General features: G+C 64.5%; 19 protein-coding genes. 9 read left to right on the top strand and 10 right to left on the bottom strand.

Translation table 11 applies throughout. From position 1 onward, the window contains the following. The first annotated feature begins 8 nt into the window (after positions 1 to 8). Complete coding sequence (locus BLT16_RS14345; RefSeq protein WP_089659203.1) at positions 9 to 833, top strand: response regulator transcription factor; 825 nt, start codon at positions 9 to 11, stop codon at positions 831 to 833. Positions 834 to 1,023: 190 nt separating this feature from the next. Continuing rightward, complete coding sequence (locus tag BLT16_RS14340; RefSeq protein WP_245701683.1) at positions 1,024 to 1,995, top strand: Bug family tripartite tricarboxylate transporter substrate binding protein; 972 nt, start codon at positions 1,024 to 1,026, stop codon at positions 1,993 to 1,995. Between the two features lie 68 nt (positions 1,996 to 2,063). On the opposite strand, the gene BLT16_RS14335 is transcribed toward BLT16_RS14340, so the two are convergent. Further along, entirely contained in the window at positions 2,064 to 3,299 is a 1,236-nt protein-coding gene (locus BLT16_RS14335; RefSeq protein WP_089659201.1) for a M20 family metallo-hydrolase, read from the bottom strand. Between the two features lie 150 nt (positions 3,300 to 3,449). On the opposite strand from BLT16_RS14335, the gene BLT16_RS14330 reads away from it, so the two are divergent. The 5 genes from BLT16_RS14330 to BLT16_RS14310 all read left to right on the top strand — a co-directional run bounded on the left by BLT16_RS14330 (position 3,450) and on the right by BLT16_RS14310 (position 9,482). Further along, the gene (locus BLT16_RS14330; RefSeq protein ID WP_089659200.1) at positions 3,450 to 4,874 is read left to right on the top strand and encodes an aminotransferase; all 1,425 of its coding nucleotides are present in this window, start codon (positions 3,450 to 3,452) and stop codon (positions 4,872 to 4,874) included. An 8-nt stretch (positions 4,875 to 4,882) separates the two neighbouring features. Then, positions 4,883 to 5,998 carry an agmatine deiminase gene (gene aguA, locus BLT16_RS14325; RefSeq protein ID WP_089659199.1) on the top strand — a complete coding sequence of 372 codons (1,116 nt, stop codon included), beginning with the start codon at positions 4,883 to 4,885 and terminating at the stop codon, positions 5,996 to 5,998. An 87-nt stretch (positions 5,999 to 6,085) separates the two neighbouring features. Continuing rightward, entirely contained in the window at positions 6,086 to 7,543 is a 1,458-nt protein-coding gene (locus BLT16_RS14320; protein WP_089659198.1) for a Na+/H+ antiporter NhaC family protein, read from the top strand. Positions 7,544 to 7,554: 11 nt separating this feature from the next. After that, positions 7,555 to 8,658, top strand: coding sequence for a class II histone deacetylase (locus tag BLT16_RS14315; protein ID WP_089659197.1), 1,104 nt, complete (start codon positions 7,555 to 7,557; stop codon positions 8,656 to 8,658). Positions 8,659 to 8,684: 26 nt separating this feature from the next. Then, positions 8,685 to 9,482 carry a helix-turn-helix transcriptional regulator gene (locus BLT16_RS14310; protein ID WP_176817244.1) on the top strand — a complete coding sequence of 266 codons (798 nt, stop codon included), beginning with the start codon at positions 8,685 to 8,687 and terminating at the stop codon, positions 9,480 to 9,482. 100 nt (positions 9,483 to 9,582) lie between these two features. Here the strand turns inward: BLT16_RS14310 and BLT16_RS14305 are convergent, their stop codons facing one another. The 8 genes from BLT16_RS14305 to BLT16_RS14270 form a co-directional block, all read right to left on the bottom strand. Further along, positions 9,583 to 10,281, bottom strand: a complete 699-nt coding sequence (locus tag BLT16_RS14305; RefSeq protein WP_089659195.1) for an extensin-like domain-containing protein — start codon at positions 10,279 to 10,281, stop codon at positions 9,583 to 9,585. A gap of 121 nt (positions 10,282 to 10,402) precedes the next feature. After that, positions 10,403 to 11,392 (bottom strand): TAXI family TRAP transporter solute-binding subunit, encoded by a 990-nt coding sequence (locus BLT16_RS14300; RefSeq protein ID WP_089659194.1) that lies wholly within the window; start codon positions 11,390 to 11,392, stop codon positions 10,403 to 10,405. Positions 11,393 to 11,434: 42 nt separating this feature from the next. Beyond that, a complete protein-coding gene (locus tag BLT16_RS14295; protein WP_089659193.1) occupies positions 11,435 to 11,839 on the bottom strand; it encodes a carboxymuconolactone decarboxylase family protein in 405 nt (134 codons plus the stop codon). A gap of 11 nt (positions 11,840 to 11,850) precedes the next feature. After that, entirely contained in the window at positions 11,851 to 12,774 is a 924-nt protein-coding gene (locus tag BLT16_RS14290; RefSeq protein ID WP_089659192.1) for a D-2-hydroxyacid dehydrogenase family protein, read from the bottom strand. Then, the gene (locus tag BLT16_RS14285; RefSeq protein WP_089659191.1) at positions 12,771 to 14,729 is read right to left on the bottom strand and encodes a TRAP transporter permease; all 1,959 of its coding nucleotides are present in this window, start codon (positions 14,727 to 14,729) and stop codon (positions 12,771 to 12,773) included. Before BLT16_RS14285 ends, BLT16_RS14290 begins: the two co-directional genes overlap by 4 nt. 102 nt (positions 14,730 to 14,831) lie before the next feature. After that, positions 14,832 to 15,824: a TAXI family TRAP transporter solute-binding subunit gene (locus BLT16_RS14280; protein ID WP_089659190.1), complete on the bottom strand. Its 993-nt coding sequence runs from the start codon at positions 15,822 to 15,824 to the stop codon at positions 14,832 to 14,834. A 222-nt stretch (positions 15,825 to 16,046) separates the two neighbouring features. Next, positions 16,047 to 16,967, bottom strand: coding sequence for a LysR family transcriptional regulator (locus tag BLT16_RS14275; RefSeq protein ID WP_089659189.1), 921 nt, complete (start codon positions 16,965 to 16,967; stop codon positions 16,047 to 16,049). Between the two features lie 14 nt (positions 16,968 to 16,981). Continuing rightward, positions 16,982 to 17,713 (bottom strand): haloacid dehalogenase type II, encoded by a 732-nt coding sequence (locus BLT16_RS14270; RefSeq protein WP_089659188.1) that lies wholly within the window; start codon positions 17,711 to 17,713, stop codon positions 16,982 to 16,984. Between the two features lie 310 nt (positions 17,714 to 18,023). On the opposite strand from BLT16_RS14270, the gene BLT16_RS14265 reads away from it, so the two are divergent. Both BLT16_RS14265 and BLT16_RS14260 read left to right on the top strand, forming a co-directional pair. Next, positions 18,024 to 18,665: a GntR family transcriptional regulator gene (locus BLT16_RS14265; protein WP_089659187.1), complete on the top strand. Its 642-nt coding sequence runs from the start codon at positions 18,024 to 18,026 to the stop codon at positions 18,663 to 18,665. 40 nt (positions 18,666 to 18,705) lie between these two features. Then, complete coding sequence (locus BLT16_RS14260) at positions 18,706 to 20,679, top strand: aconitate hydratase (RefSeq protein ID WP_089659186.1); 1,974 nt, start codon at positions 18,706 to 18,708, stop codon at positions 20,677 to 20,679. Between the two features lie 2 nt (positions 20,680 to 20,681). Here the strand turns inward: BLT16_RS14260 and BLT16_RS20695 are convergent, their stop codons facing one another. After that, complete coding sequence (locus BLT16_RS20695; RefSeq protein ID WP_143025080.1) at positions 20,682 to 20,861, bottom strand: hypothetical protein; 180 nt, start codon at positions 20,859 to 20,861, stop codon at positions 20,682 to 20,684. Positions 20,862 to 20,949 lie beyond the last annotated feature (88 nt).

Raw genomic sequence — 20,949 nt, 5'->3', positions numbered from 1 at the left:
GACCCGACATGCCCCACATCGACCTGCTCGCCCACCCCGACAGCCTCGCCTGGCATCAGCAGCTGGCGCGCCTGCTGCGCGGCGCGGCAGCCGCTGACTTCCCGTTGGCGCTGGAGCGCTGCCTACGTGACCTGGTGGGCTTCGACACCATCCTGATCAACGCCTATCGCGGCCGTCGTCGGCCACTATTGATTCACGACGACTACCCCGAGGCCAAGCGCGAACAGGGCATCGAACGCTACTTGAGCGAAGCCTACCTGCTCGACCCTTTCTTTACTGCGGTGAGCGACGGCCTCGACCACGGCGCCCTGCGCCTGCGCGAACTGGCCCCGGATCGCTTCGAATCCAGCGACTACTACCACCGCTACTACCGCGCCCTGGGCCTACATGACGAGGTAGGGCTGTTCGCGCGGGTCGACGAGCAGGTGGTGATGGCGGTCTCGCTGGGCTTCGCCGCCGATTCGCCGCCGCTGACGCGCCGCGGCCTGCAGGCGCTGCGCCACCTCGCCCCGCTGGTCGAGGCCCTGCTGGAAGAGTACTGGAAGTGGCAGGGCGGGCAGTTCCAGCAGCATCTCGCCGAGCGCGAGCCGGTGGAGGCGGCCTTTGCCAGCTTCGGCCGCGAGGCGCTCACCGCCCGTGAGCAGGAGATCGTGCGGCTACTGCTGGCTGGCCACTCGACCAAGTCGGCGGCGCGCATGCTGGAAATCAGCGACGGCACCGTCAAGGTCCATCGCAAGCACATCTACCAGCGCTTGGCGGTCTCCAGCCAGACCCAGCTGTTCCGGTTGTTCCTCGACCACGTGGCGCTGGTGTCGCGGCAGCGCGGCGGCTAAACGCCACGCATCCCATTGCATACCCCAATAGGGATATACCACTCGCGCTGCGGGTGCTCGTAGCATCGAGACTCGACAATAACTAGGGCGGCCAAGATGCCGACCCGTAGAGCGAACGCCGCCGACGCGTCTCCAGCGTCATAGGCCACGTCATCCTCACGCTACTAAAACCCAAGAAAGGACTGACATCATGCCTTCTAAACTGACACTTACGCTTGCTGCCGTTGGTATCACGGCTTCCATGGCAATTGCCAGCAGCGCTCAAGCCGACTACCCAGAGCAGGATATCCGCCTGATCATCCCCTATGGGCCTGGTGGGGCGACGGATGTGATCTTTCGGCTGGTCTCCCAGGAAGCCGAGAAGCACTTGGGCGTCTCCATCGTACCGGTCAACATGGCGGGCGCCGGTGCCACGATTGGCTCGCGCAGCGTCAAGGAAGCCACGGCCGACGGCTATACCCTACTCGGCAGCCACGACACCATCGCATTGTCCAAGCTGGCCGGAACCGTCGACTACTCCTACGACGCCTTCGAGCCGGTAGCCTTGCTGACGCAGACCGTAGTGGTGCCTATCACCTATACTGACCACCCGGTCGAAGACGCCTCCGACATGCAGGCATACATCCGCGACAATCCGGGCCAGGTGCGATTCGGCATGACCCCATCTTCGGTTGACCACTTCTACTGGGCACGTCTCTTCGACGTCCTCGATGTCGATATGGATGACATCCGCTTCATCGGCTACCAGGATACCGCCGAGCAGATCTCCGCCTTGATGGCCGAGGAGATAGATTTCGTCAACGCCGACATGCCATCGAGCGCCTCGTTCTTCGAGGAGGGCATCCTCAAGCCACTAGGTGTATCGCATGCCGAGCGCCTGAGTAACTATGCGGAGATACCGACCCTGCAAGAGCTCGGCGTCGATCTCACCAGCGCCACCAACCGAGGCATTTTCGCACCTAAAGGCACGCCCCAGGAGGTCCTGGATACCGTCGCCGACGCCTATGCCAAGGCGATTGAAAACGAAGCGATCCAGCGTCGTATCGAGAACGAGTTCGGCTCGGTCATTCACTTCCTGGCCGGTGACGAATACCGCGAATTTCTTGCCGAAAACGAAGCGGCGCTCGCTGCGGCTGCCGAGAACATCGATTTCCAGAACTGAGGAAGTACTGCTATACCGCACACGTAAAGCGCCCCGGCAGATGCCGGGGCGATTCACTTCTAGGGCGCCTATGCCTTGTCGGCCAGCTCGATCAGCGCATCGCACAGCACCTGGGCGCCCAAGGCGCACTGCTCCGGGCTCGAATACTCGGCCTCGTTATGGCTGATGCCATCGCGGCAGGGAATGAAGATCATCGAGGTGGGAGCAACCCGCGAGACATAGACGGCGTCGTGGCCGGCACCGCTCAGCATGCGCCGGTATGATAGCCCGCGGGCCTTGGCGGCGGCTTCGACGGCAGCGATGCAGGCGTCATCGAAGGCCACCACCGGCGAGGCCCAGATGCGCTCGCCCTGCGCCGCCACGCCGAAGGCCTCGCCGGCGGCGACCAGTTCATCCTCGAAGCGCGCTTCAAGGGCGTCGAGCTCGGCCTCGTCGATATGCCGCAGGTCGATGGTGAGGCGCACCTCGCCAGGCACCACGTTGCGGGATGGGGCATCGATCTCAAGGGTGCCACAGGTGACCTTGGTATGGCCGCTGTCGTCCGCCAGGGCGTGGGCCTGGAGGCGGTCGATAAGCCTGGCCGCAGCGGCCAGGGCGTCGCGCCGGTAGCTCATCGGTGTGGGGCCGGCATGGGACGACTGGCCGCGCAGCGTAACGTCGAACCAGCGCATGCCCTGCACGCCGGTGACCACCCCGATCGCCTCGTGATTCTCCTCGAGTACCGGGCCCTGCTCGATATGCAGCTCGAGAAAGCCCGCCAGGCGCGGCTCGCCCACCGGCAGGTCGCCCTCGAAGCCAGTGGCGGCGAGCGCCTCGCCGAGGGTCACGCCGTCGCGGTCGCGACGCGCCAACGTCGAGTCGACGCTGAACGCGCCGGCATAGGTGCCGGAGGCGACCATGGCCGGGGCGAAGCGACTGCCCTCCTCGTTGGTCCACACCACCAGTTCCAGCGGCCGCTGGGTAACCACGCCGTGGTCGTCCAGGGTGCGCAGTGCCTCGAGGCCGGCCAGCACGCCCAGCACGCCGTCGAAACGCCCGCCCTTGGGTTGGGTATCCAGGTGGCTGCCAACAGCGATCGGATCGAGGTCGTCGCGCTGGCCGGCGCGGCGCAGGAACATATTGCCGACGCCGTCGACGCGCAGCGAAAGGCCCAGCGCCTCGGCCCACTCGATCAGCAGGCGCCGACCGGCGGCGTCCTCTTCGGTGAGCGCCAGGCGGTGGCTGCCGCCATTGGGGCTGGGGCCGATCTCGGCCATGGCCATCAGCGAATCCCACAGTCGCTGCCCATCGATGGAATACGTCATGCTTGCCTCGCTGCATTGTGGTTATAGGGTGTCGCCAGCTTAGAAAGATGGCCTCTTCTGTCACCATACCCCAATCGGGATATATTCCCGCCAGGTCGCCCGTGGATAGTCTGTTGCTTTGTATCGATAACAACAGACGAGGCCACGACCATGCCCACGACACCGACTCGCGTCCGCCACGAGCGCCATCACCAGGCACTCGATGCCCAGGCGCTGTGGCAGAAGGACAGGGATCATTTCATCCACCCCTTCACCGACTACAGCCTGTTCCATGAGAAGGGCTGCGACCTGATCACCGACAGCGACGGTATCTATGTGGAAGACGTCCACGGCAACCGTTTCATCGACGGCATCGCCGGGCTGTGGTGCGTCAACGTCGGGCACGGCCGCGCCGAGATCGGCCAGGCCATGGCCGACCAGGCCACCCGCATGGCCTACTTCTCTACCTTCAACAACCTCTCCAACGCCCCGGCGGCGGAGCTGGCCGCCAAGCTCGCCGAGCTGGCCCCGGCCCACCTCAACCACGTCTTCTACAGCTGCGGCGGCTCGGCGGCCAACGACGCCACCGTTCGCCTGGTGCACTACTACTTCAACCGTCTGGGCAAGCCCAACAAGAAGCGCATCCTGTCGCGCAACAACGCCTATCACGGCACCACCTACCTGGCGGCGAGCCTGACCGGTATCGAAAGCAACAACTGGGACTTCGATACCCTCGACCACCTGGTCACCCATCTCAGCGAGGCCAACCTCTATCGCCGCCCGGCGGGGATGAGCGAGGCACAGTACTGCGATCACCTGGTCAAGGAGCTCGAGGAGACCATCGACGAGATCGGCGCCGACAATATCGCCGCCTTCATCGCCGAGCCGATCATGGGCGCCGGCGGCGTGCTGATGGCCCCACAGGGCTACCACGCCCGCATCCAGGCGGTGTGCCGCGCCAATGACATCCTGTACATCGCCGACGAGGTGGTTACCGGCTTCGGTCGCCTGGGGCATTTCTTCGCCTCCGAGGCAGTCTTCGATACCCAGCCGGATATCATCAACTGCGCCAAGGGCCTCTCCTCGGGCTATGCGCCGCTGGGCGCCACCCTGATCTCCGACGCCCTCTTCGAGGTGCTCAGCAAGCCCCAGGGCAAGGGCGGCGTGCTAAGCACCGGCTTCACTTACTCCGGCCATCCGGTGAGCTGCGCGGCGGCGCTGAAGAATATCGAGATCATCGAGCGCGAGGGCATCTGCGACAACGTCCGCAAGGTAGGCCCCTATCTGGAGCAGCAGCTCAAGACGCTTTCGGGCCATGCCACCGTCGGCGACGTGAGAGGCAGCCATTTCATGCTGGCCATCGAAAACGTCGCCGACAAGGCCACCAAGGCGCTGCTGCCGGTGGAGGCGCGGGTCGGCGACCGGGTCGCCGCCGAGGCCCAGAAGCGCGGCCTGATCATCCGTCCGGTGGGCCACCTCAATATCATCTCACCCCCCTTGATCTGGGATCGCGCCACCGTGGATCGGGTGGTGGCCATTCTCGACGAGGCCTTCACCGCCGTCACGGCATCACTCAAGGCCGACGGCTACCTGTGAGGTGCAACATGAACGTCGCGTTATCCAAACAGCGCACCCTGGAGACCACGCCACCGGCTGCCCTGGGGTTTCGCATGCCCGCCGAGTTCGCCCCCCACGACGCCTGCTGGATGCTCTGGCCCCAGCGCCCCGATACCTGGCGCTTCGGCGCCAAGCCCGCCCAGCGCGCCTTCGTCGAGGTGGCCTGCGCGATTGCCGAAAGTGAGACGGTGTTCGTCGGTGTCAACGACGACCAGTTCGAGAATGCCCGCCACCAGCTTCCCGCCCACATCCGTGTGGTGGAGCTCTCCAGCAACGACGCCTGGATGCGTGACGTTGGACCGACCTTCGTGACCCACGCCGACGGGCGCCTGGCCATGGTCGACTGGGACTTCAACGCCTGGGGCGGGCTCGACGGCGGCCTCTACTTTCCTTGGGACAAGGACAAGCGCATCCGCGCCAAGATCGCCGAGATGCTCGGCATTCCGCGCTTCATCGCGCCGGTAGTGCTGGAGGGCGGCGCCCTGCACGTCGACGGCGAGGGCACCCTGATCACCACCGAAGAGTGCCTGCTCAACCCCAACCGCAATCCGGAACTCACTCAACAGGAGATGGCCCAGGTGCTCCACGACTATCTGGGCGTCGACAAGGTGATCTGGCTGCCGCGGGGCTGTCATCGCGACGAAACCGACGGCCATGTGGACAACCTCTGCTGCTTTGTCGCCCCGGGCCAAGTGGCATTGAGCTGGTGCGACGATACCCGCGACCCGATGCATGCCATCTGCCGCGAGGCGCTAGCGGTGCTGGAGGGCACCAGCGACGCCAAGGGCCGGCCGCTGACCGTGCACAAGCTACCCCAGCCCGGCCCGCTGCGTATCGCCGAGGATGAAGCCAGCGGCCTGGACCATCTCGACAGCTCGCACCCGCGGCGTCCAGGCGACCGCATGGCAGCCTCCTACGTCAACTTCTACATCGCCAATGCCGCGGTCGTGATGCCACTGCTCGACCCCGCTCATGACGAAGCGGCCAAGGCGATCCTCCAGGGACGCTTCCCCGATAAGCGGGTGATCGGCGTGCCGGCCCGGGAAATCCTGCTCGGCGGCGGCAATATCCACTGCATCACCCAGCAGCAGCCGCGCCCCTGACCTCACATTATCCCCTTGGGGACAATGCAGGGCAGTTTGCTGCGGTGCTACCAATAGGGCTATCGACAACAACAAAGGTAATTCATCATGTCACACTCCCCCTCGGGCCCTGCCGCCCATTCCCAACCCTTCGGTGGTGCCACCAAGGGCGGCCTGCTGTTCCTCGCGGTGGTGCTGGCCGCAAGCCTCAGCGGTTTCGTACTGATCGACGACAGCGACTACGGCCTCTACAGCCTACTGCCCACCGCGGTGGTCATCAGCATGGCGCTGCTGACGCGGCGCACCCTGGAGGCCCTGCTGGCCGGTGCGCTGAGCGGCTTCATCATGCTGTCGCCGACGACCGCCGTGCAGGACATGGCGGTCAGCGGCCTGAACGTGATGCAGGATCCCACCATGGGCTGGATCATCCTGGTCTGCGGCCTCCTCGGCAGCCTGATCGGCCTGCTGCACTTCGCGCGTGGTACGGAAGCGTTCAGTCGCGCCGCCGGACGCCACTTCACCACCCGCCGCAGCGCGCTGCTCGGCAGCGTCGGGCTCGGGATACTGATCTTCATCGATGACTACCTCAATGCCATGACCGTCTCCGCGGCGATGAAGCGACTGGCCGACAAGCTCAAGATCTCGCGCTCGATGCTGGCCTATATCGTCGACTCCACCGCGGCTCCCATCTGCCTGATCATCCCCTTCTCGACCTGGGCGATCTATCTCTCGGGGCTGCTCGAGAGCCACGATGTCGCCGAGACCGGTCAAGGCTTCAGCTACTACCTGACCCTGATTCCCTATCTCTTCTACCCCTGGGTGGCGCTGATCGTGGTGCTGCTGGTCGCGGCGGGCATCGTCCCGGCACTGGGCAAGATGAAGCGTGCCGAACAGGGCGACGAAGAGCGTGTGCCCGAAAGCAACGAAGAGCAGAATCCCGAGCAGTTCACCCAGCGTCCCGCCCGCCTGGTCAATTTCCTGCTGCCGATGGCAACGCTGATCTTCGCCACCTGGTGGTTCGAGATCGACGCCCTGATCGGCGTGGCCTTCGCCCTGTTGGTAACCCTCGGGCTCTACGTGGCCCAGGACATGGCACCGCTCAACCGCCTGTTCGACGAGATCATCAAGGGCCTGCAGTTCATGCTGGTGCCGCTGGGCATCGTTTTCGCCGCCTTCATCCTGCAGGATGTCAACGAGCAGCTGAGCCTGGCCGAGACGCTGATCGACTGGGTCATGCCGATCATGGCCGGCCAATGGCTGCCGGCGATCACCTTTCTGATCCTGGCCGGCATCGCGTTCGCCACCGGCTCGTTCTGGGGCATCTACGCCATCGCCTTCCCGATCGTGGTGCCGCTGGCGCTCGCCACCGACGCCTCGCTGCCGCTGACCTTGGGCGCCATGATCTCGGCCGGCGCCTTCGGCTCCCACGCCTGCTTCTTCGGCGACTCCACGGTACTCAGCGCCCGCGGCTGCAGCGTGACGCCCCTGCAGCACGCCCTGACCCAGCTGCCCTACGTGCTGATTGCCGCTGCCATTAGCGCGCTGCTGTTCATCGTTCTGGCTTGAGGAGCCCCACCATGCCACGCACCGGATTTGCCTTTCACGAACACTGCATGTGGCACGATGCTGGCCCCAGCGCGATCTTCGATTCCCCGGGAGAGTTCGTGCAACCCGCGCCGGCCGCCGAGCATCCGGAAACCAAACGGCGGCTGCGCAACCTGCTGGAAATGAGCGGCCTGATCGATGAGCTGGTGCCGCTCAAGGGCGAGCCGGCCAGCGAGGAGGACCTGCTGCGCTTCCATACTCCCGCCTACCTTGACCGCCTGGCGGAAATGAGCGACCACGGTTTCGGCGATGCCGGCGACTGTGCTCCGCTGCGCAAGGACAGCTATACCATCGCCCGGCGCTCCACCGGGCAGGCGATGATCGCCATGGACGCGGTGCTCAGCGGCCGCTGCGACAACGCCTATGCATTGTGCCGCCCCCCCGGCCACCATGCCGAGCGCGACCGCGGTCGGGGCTTCTGCCTGCTCGGCAATATCCCGGTGGCGATCATGGCGATGATGGCGCGCCATCCGCTGCGCCGGGTAGCGGTGATCGACTGGGACGTTCACCACGGCAATGGCACCCAGCAGGCCTTCTGGGCACGCGACGACGTGCTGGCCATCTCGCTGCACCACGACAACAACTACCCTCCCGACAGCGGTCACCGCAGCGAGCGCGGCCAAGGCGCCGGGGTCGGCTATACCCTCAACGTGCCGCTGCCCGCGGGTAGCGGCATCGGCACCTACCTGGCCACCCTCGACCAGGTGGTGATCCCGGCCTTGGAGCGCTATCGTCCCGAGCTGATCGTGGTGGCCTGCGGCTTCGACGCCAGCGCCATGGACCCCCTCGGCTGCATGCTGCTCAATAGCAGCACCTATGCGACCATGACCCAGAAGCTGTTGGATAGCGCCGAACGCCTCTGCGCCGGGCGCCTGGTCATGGTCCATGAGGGCGGCTATTCGGCAGGCTATGTGCCCTTCTGCGGCCATGCGGTCATCCAGACCCTGGCCGGCAGTCAGACCGAGGCCCACGACCCGATGAACGACGAAATCGCCCGCTGGGGGCAACAGACGCTGCAGACGCACCAGCAAGCATGGCTCGACCAGGCCGCCGCGCTCCTCGAGGACATTCGCTAGATGCCGGGCTACCCCCTGCAGGCGCCATGAACGCCTCCCGTCACCCGGCCACGCCGCCCGCCAGCCTGGCCCCCGTCGCCAAGCTGGCGGCACAGGTGCGTTCGCCGGACTTTCTCGACGGTCTTGGCGAGGTACTGGCCGCCTACTTCCCCGGCATCAGCCATGCGGTGTTCCACTTCTCCGCCCAGGGCCGCCCCTCGATACTGGCTCATAACCTGGAGGCCACCCGCTATCAGCGCGTGCTGGTGCCTTACGTGGAGCGCATGTACCTGCTTGATCCGATCTTCCAGCATTGGGAGCGGCACCGCGCCAGTGGCGTATGGTCGCTTGACGAGCTGGCCCCCAGCGGCTTTCGCGACAGCGACTACTTCGCGACCTACTATCGGGATTTGGGCCTCCACGACGAGGCGGGTGCCTTCTTTCCACTCACCGAACAGGCGTGCCTGTCGCTCTCGTTCGGCTTCTATCGTCCGTCGCCGGCGCCGGCAGCGGAAGAGGTCCTGGCCCTGCTGACCTATCTCTTCCCCCTGCTGGAGTCGCTGATCGGGCAGTTCTGGCTGGCCAGCAGCCTGCATCTCCCAAGCGCCGACGACCAGGCGCCCAGCCAGTTGCACGATTTCGGTCGCGACGTGCTCAGCGACCGTGAGCGCGAGGTGGCCTGGCTGATCCTGCGGGGGCACAGCTCACCGGAAATCGCCCGCCAGCTGGGCATTACCCAGGGCACGGTCAAGAACCACCGCAAGCGCCTCTACACACGTCTCAACATCAGCAGCCAGGCAGAGCTCTTCCGCCAGTTCATGCTATTTCAGCAGCCGCCGGCGTGATCGTTCATTGTCTCGCCGCTTAATCTCCTCAAAGGTGTAGAGGGCACACCATGAGCAAGGAGGATATCGATCTCCGCCAGTAACCCCCGCTAGGATCGCCCTAGCGGCACAGCCGGAAGCCGCGCATGCCGAAATGAAAATGGTCGGCATGCGCGGCGTTGTAGTCCGGCCCCAGCACGTTGCCGAAGATGTCGCAGGCGCCGTCCCGTGCCTCGCGCAGAAAGGCCCCCGCCTCGTCGTCGTCGTCCCAGTCGCCTAGCAGCGTCACTCGTCGCCCATCGGCAAACCCGAATCCTGCCACGTCGAGCGCCTCGGCGGTGGCATGCTCGCTCAGGCGCCCGGTTTCGCGGCCGTAGACGTTGCGGCAGCTGTAGCTGCCGTAGTGCTCGACACTGGTCAGCTGGCTGCCGAACACCTCCTCGGCGGCGGGCTGCAGTCGCTGCCGCTCATAGATCACCCAGGCCAGCGCCAACGGACAGGTCGCCACGAAGCTGGCATTGAAGTCGACGCTGCTGCTCTGTACCCGCACCACGTTTTCCAGCGGACACCCCTCCACCGGCTCATGATCGTCCAGCGCGGTATAGGCGAACTCGCCATCCGGCACCGTCTCCAGCGCCGCCAGGCAGCCTTGGCGGTCGTCGGCCAGCTGGCGCAGCTTCCATTTGCTGACCGGCGTCAGCGGATCATCCACCGCCAGGGGATCCCAAGGCGCCCAGTGCGCAGGCACTGCCTCCCAGACGCGCTGATGCACCGCGGACACCGCCACAGCGATGATCAACAACACAATGAACTTGCCCATGCTTCCCTACCGGCCAGACGCTTGCGACAAGCCTAAGCGCTACATCGACCCGCTGCGATAACCCCGGATAGCAGCAGGCCGCCCAAAGGCGGCCTGCTGCGGTCGACGGGAGGTGAGCAGCTTACTGGGCTTCGGGAGGCATGGCCGCGTCGGGAATCTCCAGACCGGCCTCCTGATAGTAGCGCAGCGCACCGGGGTGCAGCGGTGTGGTGGTGTTGTCGAGGGCGATCTGCGCGGTCATGCCCTCCACCGGCGCAAAGCTCTCGGCGATGGCCTCGACGTTCTCCCAGTAGGCACGGGTCAGGTCGTAGGCGGTCTCCTCGCTCATGCTGCTGTTGGCGACGATGCCGATAAAGGTGCCCAGGGTAGTGGCCTCGGGCATGTCACGATAGGTCTCGGCGGGGATGGTGGCCGGTGACAGGAACGGCAGCGCCTCGGTTACCGCCTCGAGCTGTTCGTCGCTGAACGACAGGATATGCAGCGGCCGCGACGAGTGCACCTCGGTAAAGGCTGGGATCGGTGGCACGCCGTTATAGCTGAAGCCGACGATACGCCCGTCGACCACCGCCTCGGCGGCATCATCCATGCGCATGCGCTGGAAATCCGGCTGGATGCCGAGCACTTCGAACACCATGTCGGTGATGTACTCGCCGCCGCCGCCGATGCTGCTGGGGTTGAAGCGCTCGCCCTCGAGGTCCTCGAAGGTGTCGATATTGCGATCCTGGCGCACCGCCCAGTGCATGGTCGAGGGTGCCACCCAGGTGATCACCCGCATGTCCGGGTTGTGGTGGTCGGTCTGCTGGCCTTCGCCGTGATAGCCCTCGTAGGCGCCAATGGCATCGATCAGCGCCAGGTCGATCTCACCGCCGAGCAGGCGAATGGCGTTCTCCCGCGAGCCGCCGGTCTCGCGTACCGAGATCTCGTGGTCGGTGGCAGCGCTGACGATACGCGACACTTCGGAATAGCCGAAGTACCAGCCGCTGGCGCTGGGCGCCACGCCGATACTCAATGACTCGCCGGCCAGCGCCGGCGTAGCGGCGACCAGGGCCGTGGACATCAGCGCCGTGCCCAGGTGGCGACGTAGCCGCTGCGGGAATGCTGTGAGGTGCATAGGCGATCTCCTATTAGCGTTGGTTGTTGTAGACGCACTAGATCACTCACCGTCGCGAAACTCAATGCCCTCCTCGGCGAGTACCTCGCGGGCCACCCGAAAGCCGTCGATGGCCGCCGGGAAGCCACAGTAGGCGGCGCTCTGCAGCAGCACCTCGCGGATCTCCGCTGGCGTGCAGCCGTTATTGAGCGCGCCTTTGAGGTGAATCTTGAGCTCATGGGGGCGATTGAGGGCCACCATCATGCCCAGGTTGACCAGGCTGCGGGTTTGCCGCGGCAGGCCCTCACGGGTCCAGATGTCGCCCCAGCAGTTGCGGGTCACCAACTCCTGCAGCGGCCAGCTGAAGTCGTCGGCGCCGTCCAGCGAACGGTCGACGTAGGCATCCCCCAGCACCTCGCGGCGTGCGGCGATTCCCTGGGGATCGAGACGGTCGTTGCGATGGCTCATGGTGCCCCTCCTCACTGGTTGGCGGCGGCCAGCAGGTTGTCGAAGGCATCGCCGAAGTAGAGCTCGTAACTATCCTTCTCGACGTAGCCCAGGTGCGGCGTGGCCACCAGCCCCGGCAGGGCCAGCATGGGATGCTCGAACAGCGGTTCCTGCTCGAAGACATCGATGCCGGCGCGTCCGGGACGGCCAGCGCGCAGCGCTGCCTCCAGCGCCCCGGAGGCGATCAGCTCGGCGCGGCTGGTGTTGATCAACACCGCCTCGGGGGGCATCAGCGCAAGATGCTCCGCGCCGACGATGCCGCGGGTGTCGTCGTTGAGACGCAGATGCAGGCTGAGCACGTCGCTGCGGGCGAACAGCTCGTCCTGGCTGGTGGCAACCTCGAGCCCCGCCTCGGCGGCACGCTGGCGGGTGCCCTCACGGCCCCACACCAGCACGGGCATACCGAAGGCCTGGCCGTAGCCAGCCACCAGCTTGCCAATCTTGCCATAGCCGAAAATACCCAGGGTGCGCCCCTTGAGGCCAGTGCCCAGGGTGCGCTGCCAGCGCCCCGCCTTGAGGTTCTCGACCTCTTGCGGAATATGCCGTGTCGCCGCCATCACTAGCCCCCAGGTCAGTTCGGCAGCGGCCACCGGCGAGCCGGTACCGGTCACTACCTTGACCCCGTGGCGCGCGCAGGCGTCTTGATCGATATGCGCCGCCCCACCGCCGGTCTGGCTGATGTAGCGCAGCTTGGGCAGCCTGGCCAGCAGCGCCTCGGTGATCCAGGTCCGCTCACGGATCAACACCAGCGCCTCGGCGTCCTTGAAGCGCTCGGCCAACGCATCGAGATCGGTCAGGGTGTCGTGGTGGATCGTCACCTCATGGCCCTCGAGCTTGCCGAAGGCGTTCAGGGTGCGTACTACGTCTTGATAGTCGTCGGGGATCACGATCTTCATTGCGCGGGTTCCTTGCCGGCTGCTGGTGAGGAGGAGCGAGATAGCGTCGCCCGATGGTGGCGATATTGCCAGCCAAACAGGCCAACGATCAGCACGATGCCGATCACGTCGGTGACCAGCTGGCCGGTGATCAACATCAGCGCCGCGGCCAACAGCAGCCCGCGCTCGAGCCAACTGCAGGGCCGCAGGAAGTAGCCGATGGTCGAGCCGGCCAGGGCGATGATCCCCAATACCCCGGAACCAACCGCCAGCGCGATCTCCAGCGGCGTGCCGTTGCCCAGCAGCGGCGGGTGGTAAATGAACATATAGGGAATCAGGAAGCCGCCCAGCGAGATCTTGGTGGCCGTCAGCGCGGTCTTGAACCAGTGCGACCCCGCGATCGCCCCGCCGATATAGGCCGCCAACGCCACCGGCGGCGTCACCCCGGAGAGAATCGCGAAGTAGAGGATGAACAGATGAGACGAGAGACTCGGCAAGCCGGCTTCGATGAACGCCGCCGCCACTACCGAGGCCGCCAGCATATAGGCAGCCACCGTGGGTAGCCCCATGCCGAGAATGATCGCCACCACCATCGCCAGGACCAGGGTGATCAAGACATCGCCGCCGCTGACCACCAGGATCACCGAGGAGACCTTGAGCCCCAGGCCGGTAAGGCTGATCACCGAGGCGATGATCGCCACGCTGCCGATGATCACCGCGATCATGGCTGCGGTCATTGCCCCGGCCTCGAGTGCCGCCGGCAGCGACTTGATGCGCTCCCATAGCGTGCCCGGGCTGCGCCACGAGAAGAGATAGATGAACACCGCCGTGAAGTAGGCGGCCACTGCCGCGGTGGTCGGGGTATAGCGCAGCACCAGCATGGTCACCAGCACGGCAATCGGCACCACCAGGGTCTCGATATTGAACAGCCCCTCGCGCAGGGTCGGCCGCTGCGACTTGGGAACCGGATTGAGGCCCAGCCGCTTGGCTTCGAAGTGCACGCTCATCCAGATCGCCAGATAGAACAGCAGCGCCGGGATCAGTGCCGCGCCGATGATCTCGAGGTAGCTGGTGGAGATCACGTCGGCCATGACAAAGGCCGCCGCGCCCATGATCGGTGGCAGGATCTGCCCGCCGGTGGACGCCGACGCCTCGGTGGCCGCGGCAAAGCGCGGGCTATAGCCGTTGTTCTTCATCAGCGGAATGGTGAACACCCCGGTGGTGGCCACGTTGGCTGCGGTACTGCCACTGATGCTGCCGAACAGCGCACTGCACAGGGTCGCCGCCTTGGCCGGCCCACCGGACATGCGCCCGGTGGCGGCATTGGAGAGGCGCATGAAGGTATCGCCGCCGCCGGTGGTGACCAGCAGCGCGCCGAACATGATGAAGATCACGATCACCGTCGACGAGGTGCGCATCAAGCTGCCGTAGATGCCGGTGGGACTCATGTAGAAGGTCGCCACCAGGTCTGCCCAGCCGTAGCCGCCGTGGCCCCACACGCCGGGCAGATAGCGCCCGAAATAAGCGTATGCAAGCGCTACCAGCACCAGTATCGGGAATGCCAGCCCGATGGCCCGCCGACACGCTTCCAGCAGCAACAGGATGGCGGCGATACCGAAGAACAGATCCGCAGTCGTCGGCATCAAATAGCCGAGATCGTAGAGAATGCGGTCAAAGTGATAGATGTAGTAGGCGCTGATCGCCACCCCCATCACCACCGGGATCACGTCATACCATGGTAGCCGCTCGCTGTCCCTCACCCGGCAGGTGTAGGCCAGGAAAATCAGCGGAATGGCGAACATCAAGTGGATGGCATTCTGGGTATTGACGGCACCGGTGACCGCCGCATAAAGATGAAACAGTGCCATGGACACGGCTGTGATGCGCATGACCAGGAACCAGATGCCGGTCAGCTTGCGCTTACCGGAATCCTCGGAATATTTCTCGACAACCTGCTGCTCTCGAGGCGTATCCATTAACCAACTCCTACGCCGGCGGCCCTGGGCCGCCGACGACGAATGGATGTGATCAAGCGAACCCCGCCGACGGCCATGCCGTCGACGAAGCAGTGGTGGCGTTTACTGCGCCTCGGGTGGGATCACCTCATCAGGGATCTCCAGCCCGAGTTCCTGATAGTAGCGCAGGGCGCCGGCATGCAGCGGGAAGGTCGCATTGTCGATCACGTCCTGTGGGGTCACCCCATCGGCGGGGGCAAAGGACGACGCCACCTGCTCATGGTTCTCCCAGTAAGCCTTGGTGATCTCATAGACGATATCGTCGCCGAGGCTGGCATTGGCGGCCACACCCATGTAGATGCCCAACGAGGTGGCCTCTTCCATGTCGCGATAGGTACCGGCCGGAATCACCGACGGTGCCAGGAACGGCAGCTCCTCGGTGACCATGTCGAGCTGCTCCTGAGACAGCGACAGCAGCTGCAGCGGCCGCGAAGAATGCACCTCGGTGAAGGCCGGGATCGGCGGCACGCCATTGTAGCTGAAGCCCACCAGACGCCCATCGATCACGCCTTCGGCGGCGTCGTCGATGCGCATGCGCTGGAAGTCAGGCTCGACACCGAGGATATCGAACACCAGCTCGGTGATGTACTCACCGCCGCCGCCGATGCTGCTGGGGTTGAAGCGCTGGCCATTGAGGTCTTCGAAGGTCTCGATATTGGAGTCCTGGCGCACCGCCCAGTGCATGGTCGAGGGCGCAATCCAGTAGATCAGGCGGGCATTCTCGTTGGGCGTATCCTCAAAGCGGCCAACGCCGTTGTACATCTCGTAGCCGACCAGTGCCTCAGTGAAGGCCAGGTCCAGTTCATCACGTCCCAGGCGGATGGCATTCTCGCGGGTGCCGCCCGTCTCGCGAACGGAGATCTCGTAGGGGGTGTTGGCGCTTATCACCCGGGCGCCTTCAGAGATGCCAAAGAACCAGCCAGTGCCGGTGGGTACGGCGCCGATGTTGAGTGACTCCTGGGCCTGGGCGAAACCAGCGGTGATACTGCCGATCGCCAGCACCGAAATCGGTAGCAGCCGGCGGGCCTTGCGGAAGGTCTTGAGCGTAGCGTTCATCCGGATTACCTCGATTGTGTTGTTATAAGGCACGTACAGTAGTGGGATCCATGCCGTAGTATTGCCTCGACGTCCATTCTGTTTGGCGTGAATGCCTCCTTGGGCAGCGACCTGCCCTAGACCAGAATATAGTGGAGCTCATTGGGCAGTTGAAAGTAAGAATGGCCCTCAGGCAATAGTGATTGATGACCCTGCCATCGCGAAATACGATGGCAAGAACGGTCAGACACTATTCAGCGCCATATGCTGACTTTTTTGTGAAGATTCCATCAAATGTTTGACAAAAAGACGTGCCGCCATGGGCAGGGATTCGAATGAATTGACGAAGATGGCCAGCTTGCGTCTTGCCCACTCATCGCGCAGGGAAATCACTTTTATCCCGATCCCCCCGGCATATGGGCGCAGCGCACCTCGCGGCACCACACCAATCCCCAAGCCCGCTTCCACCATCACACAAAGGGCGTCATAGCTAGTCACTTGAATGCGGATATTCAGCGGCCGATTGGCCAGGCTGGAGGCCTTGATCAGTTCGAGATTGATGGCACTCGCCGACTGAAGCCCGACATAGGCGTGCCCCAGGGTTTCGTCGAAATAGATGCTGTCATGGATCGCCAGCGGGTGATCACGGGGGGCCACTACCACCAGCTCGTCGGTATGATAGGGAAAAGTTTCCAGGCTATGACCGTGCGGAAGCAGGGCACACACGCCCACATCTGCACCGTTACTGGCCACCTCACGGGTAATGATAGGGCTGACTTTCTCTTCCAGGTGGATATTGATTTCTGGATGTTCCAGAAAAAAAGATTGTATCTCGCCGGGCAAGTATTGGGTAATGGCCGACATGTTGGCATAGACGCGCACATTGCCGCGCAAACCGCTGGAATACTCACGCATCTGAACGAAAATATCATCGAGATTATGCAGCACGCCTCGTGCCATATTGAGCAAGGCGATACCCGCCGCGGTCAGCTCTACACCCTTGTTAGTACGTGTCAAAAGCGGGGTATTGAACACCTCTTCCAGCTCACTGATGCGCTTGCTCACCGCCGAGGTGGCGATGAATTCGGCCTCGGCAGCACCGGCAATAGTGCCCTTTTCGGCGACCCTGACGAACAGCTTGAGTGAGGTGGTATCAAGCTTCATGGCAGTGTCTCGCTTCAGACCCGCATCAATTGGTCAGCCAGGTCGTGAAAGTCATGCGCCACGTAATCGAACACTGGATCGATGCTCAGATCAGGCTCAGCGTCGGGGCCGTGCTCCAGCGGGCGCATCACGAAGGCGGTACGGTAGCCTTCATGGTGGGCGGCCTGCAGGTCGTCCTGATGGGCGGCGACCAGCATGATCTGCTCGGGGCGCAGGTCGAGCAAGCGTGCCGCCATCTGATAGACCTCGGGATCGCGCTTATAGTGCCCGGCCAGTTCCGCCGAGAGGATGCAGTCCCACGGCAAGCCAGCATGCTTGGCCATATTGACCAGCAGCGACACATTACCGTTGGAGAGGGTGGCGAGAACAAACCCCTGGCGCAGGCGATGCAGGCCCTCGACGCTATCATCCCAAGGCGTCAGCCGGTGCCAGACGCAGTTGAGATGCTGCTTGTCGGCTTCACTCAGCGAGTGGATAGAAAATTCGTCGAGTAGCCTGTCGAGCGTCATGCGATGCAGCTCATCGAGGCGCGTCCATGGCAGTTCACCGTGGCGCACGCGGTTCATGGCCGGCGCATAGCCACCGCGCCAGGCATCGGCAAAGGCGGGCCAGTCGACGTTCAACCCCCGCGCCGCGCCCAGCGCCTGGCCTTCGCGAATCACGCTGCTGCGCCAATCGACAACGGTGCCGAAGACATCGAAGGTCAACGCCCTGACCCCTGCCAATTCCGCGGCAGATAGGCTCATGGTTTATCTCCGGCGCACCGCATGGCCGGCATATCGGCACGGGTGGCGGCTCTGGGACTGGGCACGAGCGTGACGACTCGGGTGGGGCACGTGGTCATGGCGGTCTCAGCGTTATCGTTATGGAAGAGATCGGGCTTAACCTAAAATGGTATACAACTCTTCTCGTTTCGACGCCAATATAGGCCTATATTGTGCGATATTTCAAATAATGGTACACAATTACCGCTACGACCTTAGGCTATGCACGTAAGATCGGCGAGCGCCGTCAGTTTTCGCCCTCGTCGTCCCGTGCCCTGAAAAGAGTCAGCCCATGACCGCCGCAGACCGCGTCTACGCCATCATCAAGCAGCGCATCCTGGATGGGCAGTATCCCGCCAACAGCTATATCCGTGAGGCCACTATCGGCCAGGAGCTGGAACTCAGCCGTACGCCGATTCGCGAAGCCCTGCGCCGGCTGGTGTCTGACGGCTGGGTCGAGGTGATCCCCCACCATGGCGCGCGAGTGGTGTCCTGGACCCAGCGCGACGTGGAAGAGGTCTTCGAGCTGCGAGTGCTGCTCGAGCCGCAGGTGGTCAGGCGCGCGGCCTCGCGCATCGATCCTTCGCGGCTCGACTCGCTGGGCGAGCTGGCCTGCCACATGGAGCAGCTGTGCGAGCGTGGCGACGACCTGGCCATCGACGAGATCGCGGGACTCAACAATCGCTTTCACGCGGAATTGATCACCGCCGCCGATAGCCCGCGACTGCAGCGCCTGCTCGAGGCCATCGTCCAAGTCCCGGTGTCACGTCGCAGCTTCCATCACTACAGCGGTGAAGAGCTTCACAGCAGCATGCGCCACCACCGCGAGATCATCCGCGCACTGGCCGCCGGCGACGGCGAATGGGCTGCATCGGTGATGCGTGCGCACATCCTTGCCGCCCGCGCCGCACAGTTGCACCCACCAGCGCGCTAGACCAATCAACCACGACAACAACACGCCAGAGGCAGCGTCCATGACCACACCCCACTCCCCGTTCAACCTCGCCCAACAGCTGATTCACGCCCACCTCATCGAAGGCGACCTGACGCCTGGCAGCGAGATCGCACTGCGCATCGACCAGGCCCTGCTGCAGGACGTGCTAGGCACCCTGGTGATGCTCGAGCTCGAAGCCATGGGCCTGGATCGAGTACACACCTCGCCTAGCGTGCAGTACATCGACCACGGTCTGGTCCAGGCCGACCAGCTCAACGCCGAGACCTACCTGTTCCTGAAGAGCGCCTGCGAACGCTTCGGGGTCTGGTACTCCGGCCCCGGCAACGGCATCAGCCATCCGGTACACATGGAGCATTTCGGGGTGCCGGGCCAATCCATCGTCGGCTGCGACAGCCACACCACGGCGGCCGGCTCGCTGGGCATGCTGGCCATCGGCGCTGGCGGCATCGAGGTGGCCATGGCCATGGCCGGCGAGCCGCTCTACCTGACCATGCCGGAGATCTGGGGTATCCGCCTCGAGGGGCGCCTGCCCGACTGGGTCTCGGCCAAGGATGCAGTGCTCGAGCTACTGCGCCGCCACGGCGTGGCCGGCGGCAAGAACTCCATCATCGAATACCACGGGCCGGGCCTGGCGCATCTCTCCGCCATGGACCGCCACGTGTTGGCCAATATGGGGACCGAGATGGGCGCCACCGCCACGGTATTTCCCAGCGACGAAGAGACCCGCCGCTTCCTGGCAGCGCGTGGACGCGAGGCGGATTGGCAACCGCTCGCCGCCGAGCCGGGCTGCACCTACGACCGTGAGGAGACCCTCGACCTGTCCAGCCTGGAGCCACTGATCGCGCTGCCCTCGAGCCCCGACAAGGTGGTAGCGGTGCGCGAGGTAGCCGGCGAGCCGCTGCACCAGGCCTACATCGGCTCCTCGGGCAATCCGGGCTATCGTGACTTCGCGGTGGTGGCAGAAATGGTGCGCGGACGCCGCGTCGCCGACGGTGTTTCGCTGGACATCAACCCGTCATCGCGTCAGGTGCTGACCACCTTGATTAACGAGGGTTACCTGGCCGACCTGGTCGCTTGCGGCGCGCGCCTCCATCAGACCGGTTGTAACGGCTGCATCGGCATGGGCCAGGCCCCGGCGGCGGGCCTTAATAGCCTGCGCACCGTGCCGCGTAACTTCCCGGGCCGCTCCGGCACCCGCGAGGACAGCGTCTTCCTGTGCAGCCCCGAGACCGCCACCGCCTCGGCCCTGGCAGGAGTGATCACCGATCCACGCAGCCTCGACATGGCCTACCCGCGAATCGCCGAACCGCCGCGCATGGTGATCAATCGCGACCTCTTCACGGCGCCGCTGCCACCCGCCGAGGCACGCCTCAAGCCGCTGCAGAAGACCGACAACACCCCGGCGCTGCCGGAGCTCGCTGCGCTGCCCGACACCCTGGAGGTGCCGGTGCTGCTCATCACTGGGGACAATATCTCCACCGACGACATCATGCCGGCGGGCCAGCGGGTGATGCCCTACTGGAGCAGCGTCTACGCCTCGGCGCCGTTCACCTTCGAGGCGGTCGACCCCGACTACGCGGCGCGTGCCGAGGCGACCCGCACGCGCGGCGGCCATGCCATCGTCGGCGGCCACAACTACGGCCAGGGCTCGAGTCGCGAGAACGCCGCCCTGGTACCGCGCTACCTGGGATTGCAGGTGGTACTGGCCAGAAGCTTCGCACGCATCCACTGGCAGAATCTGGTGTGCTTTGGGGCGCTGCCGCTGACCTTCATCGACGACGCAGACGCCGAGCGCCTGGCGCAGGATGACCGCATTATCATCCGTGACCTGCATGCCCAGCTGGCCGCCAGCGCCACGCTCTCCGCCGAGGTCGTCGGCAAGGGCGAGATACGGCTGCACCATGGGCTCAGCCAGCGGCAGCGCGCACTGCTGGCTGCCGGCGGCGTGATCAACTATCTCAAGGCACGGCCTGCGGATAGGCGCAGCGGATGATGTCAAAGCAGCAGGTGTACCGCCAGCGCCACGCCTCCCACCAGCAGCGCCAGGGTGACGGCGATGTCGACGCAGCGATTCAACCAGTCGTCGAAGCGTGAATGACGCCGCATTGGCATCAATCGCGGCGTTGCCCCGTGTGAGCGTCGCGAGCCGAAGCGGCGCTTCCTGAACAGCGGCATGGTCAGCGCGGTGCTCCCGTTATTGTCGTAATGACTCCGAGCACCATCATAAAACGCCGCGCTCGCATCTGCCATGTCAGACGCGAGC

Origin of the sequence: Franzmannia pantelleriensis, from assembly GCF_900102875.1 — a bacterium.
In the GTDB taxonomy this organism is placed as follows: domain Bacteria; phylum Pseudomonadota; class Gammaproteobacteria; order Pseudomonadales; family Halomonadaceae; genus Franzmannia; species Franzmannia pantelleriensis.
The sequence above is the reverse complement of the archived record's forward strand: the minus strand, read 5'-3'. Positions and strand labels throughout refer to the sequence as shown.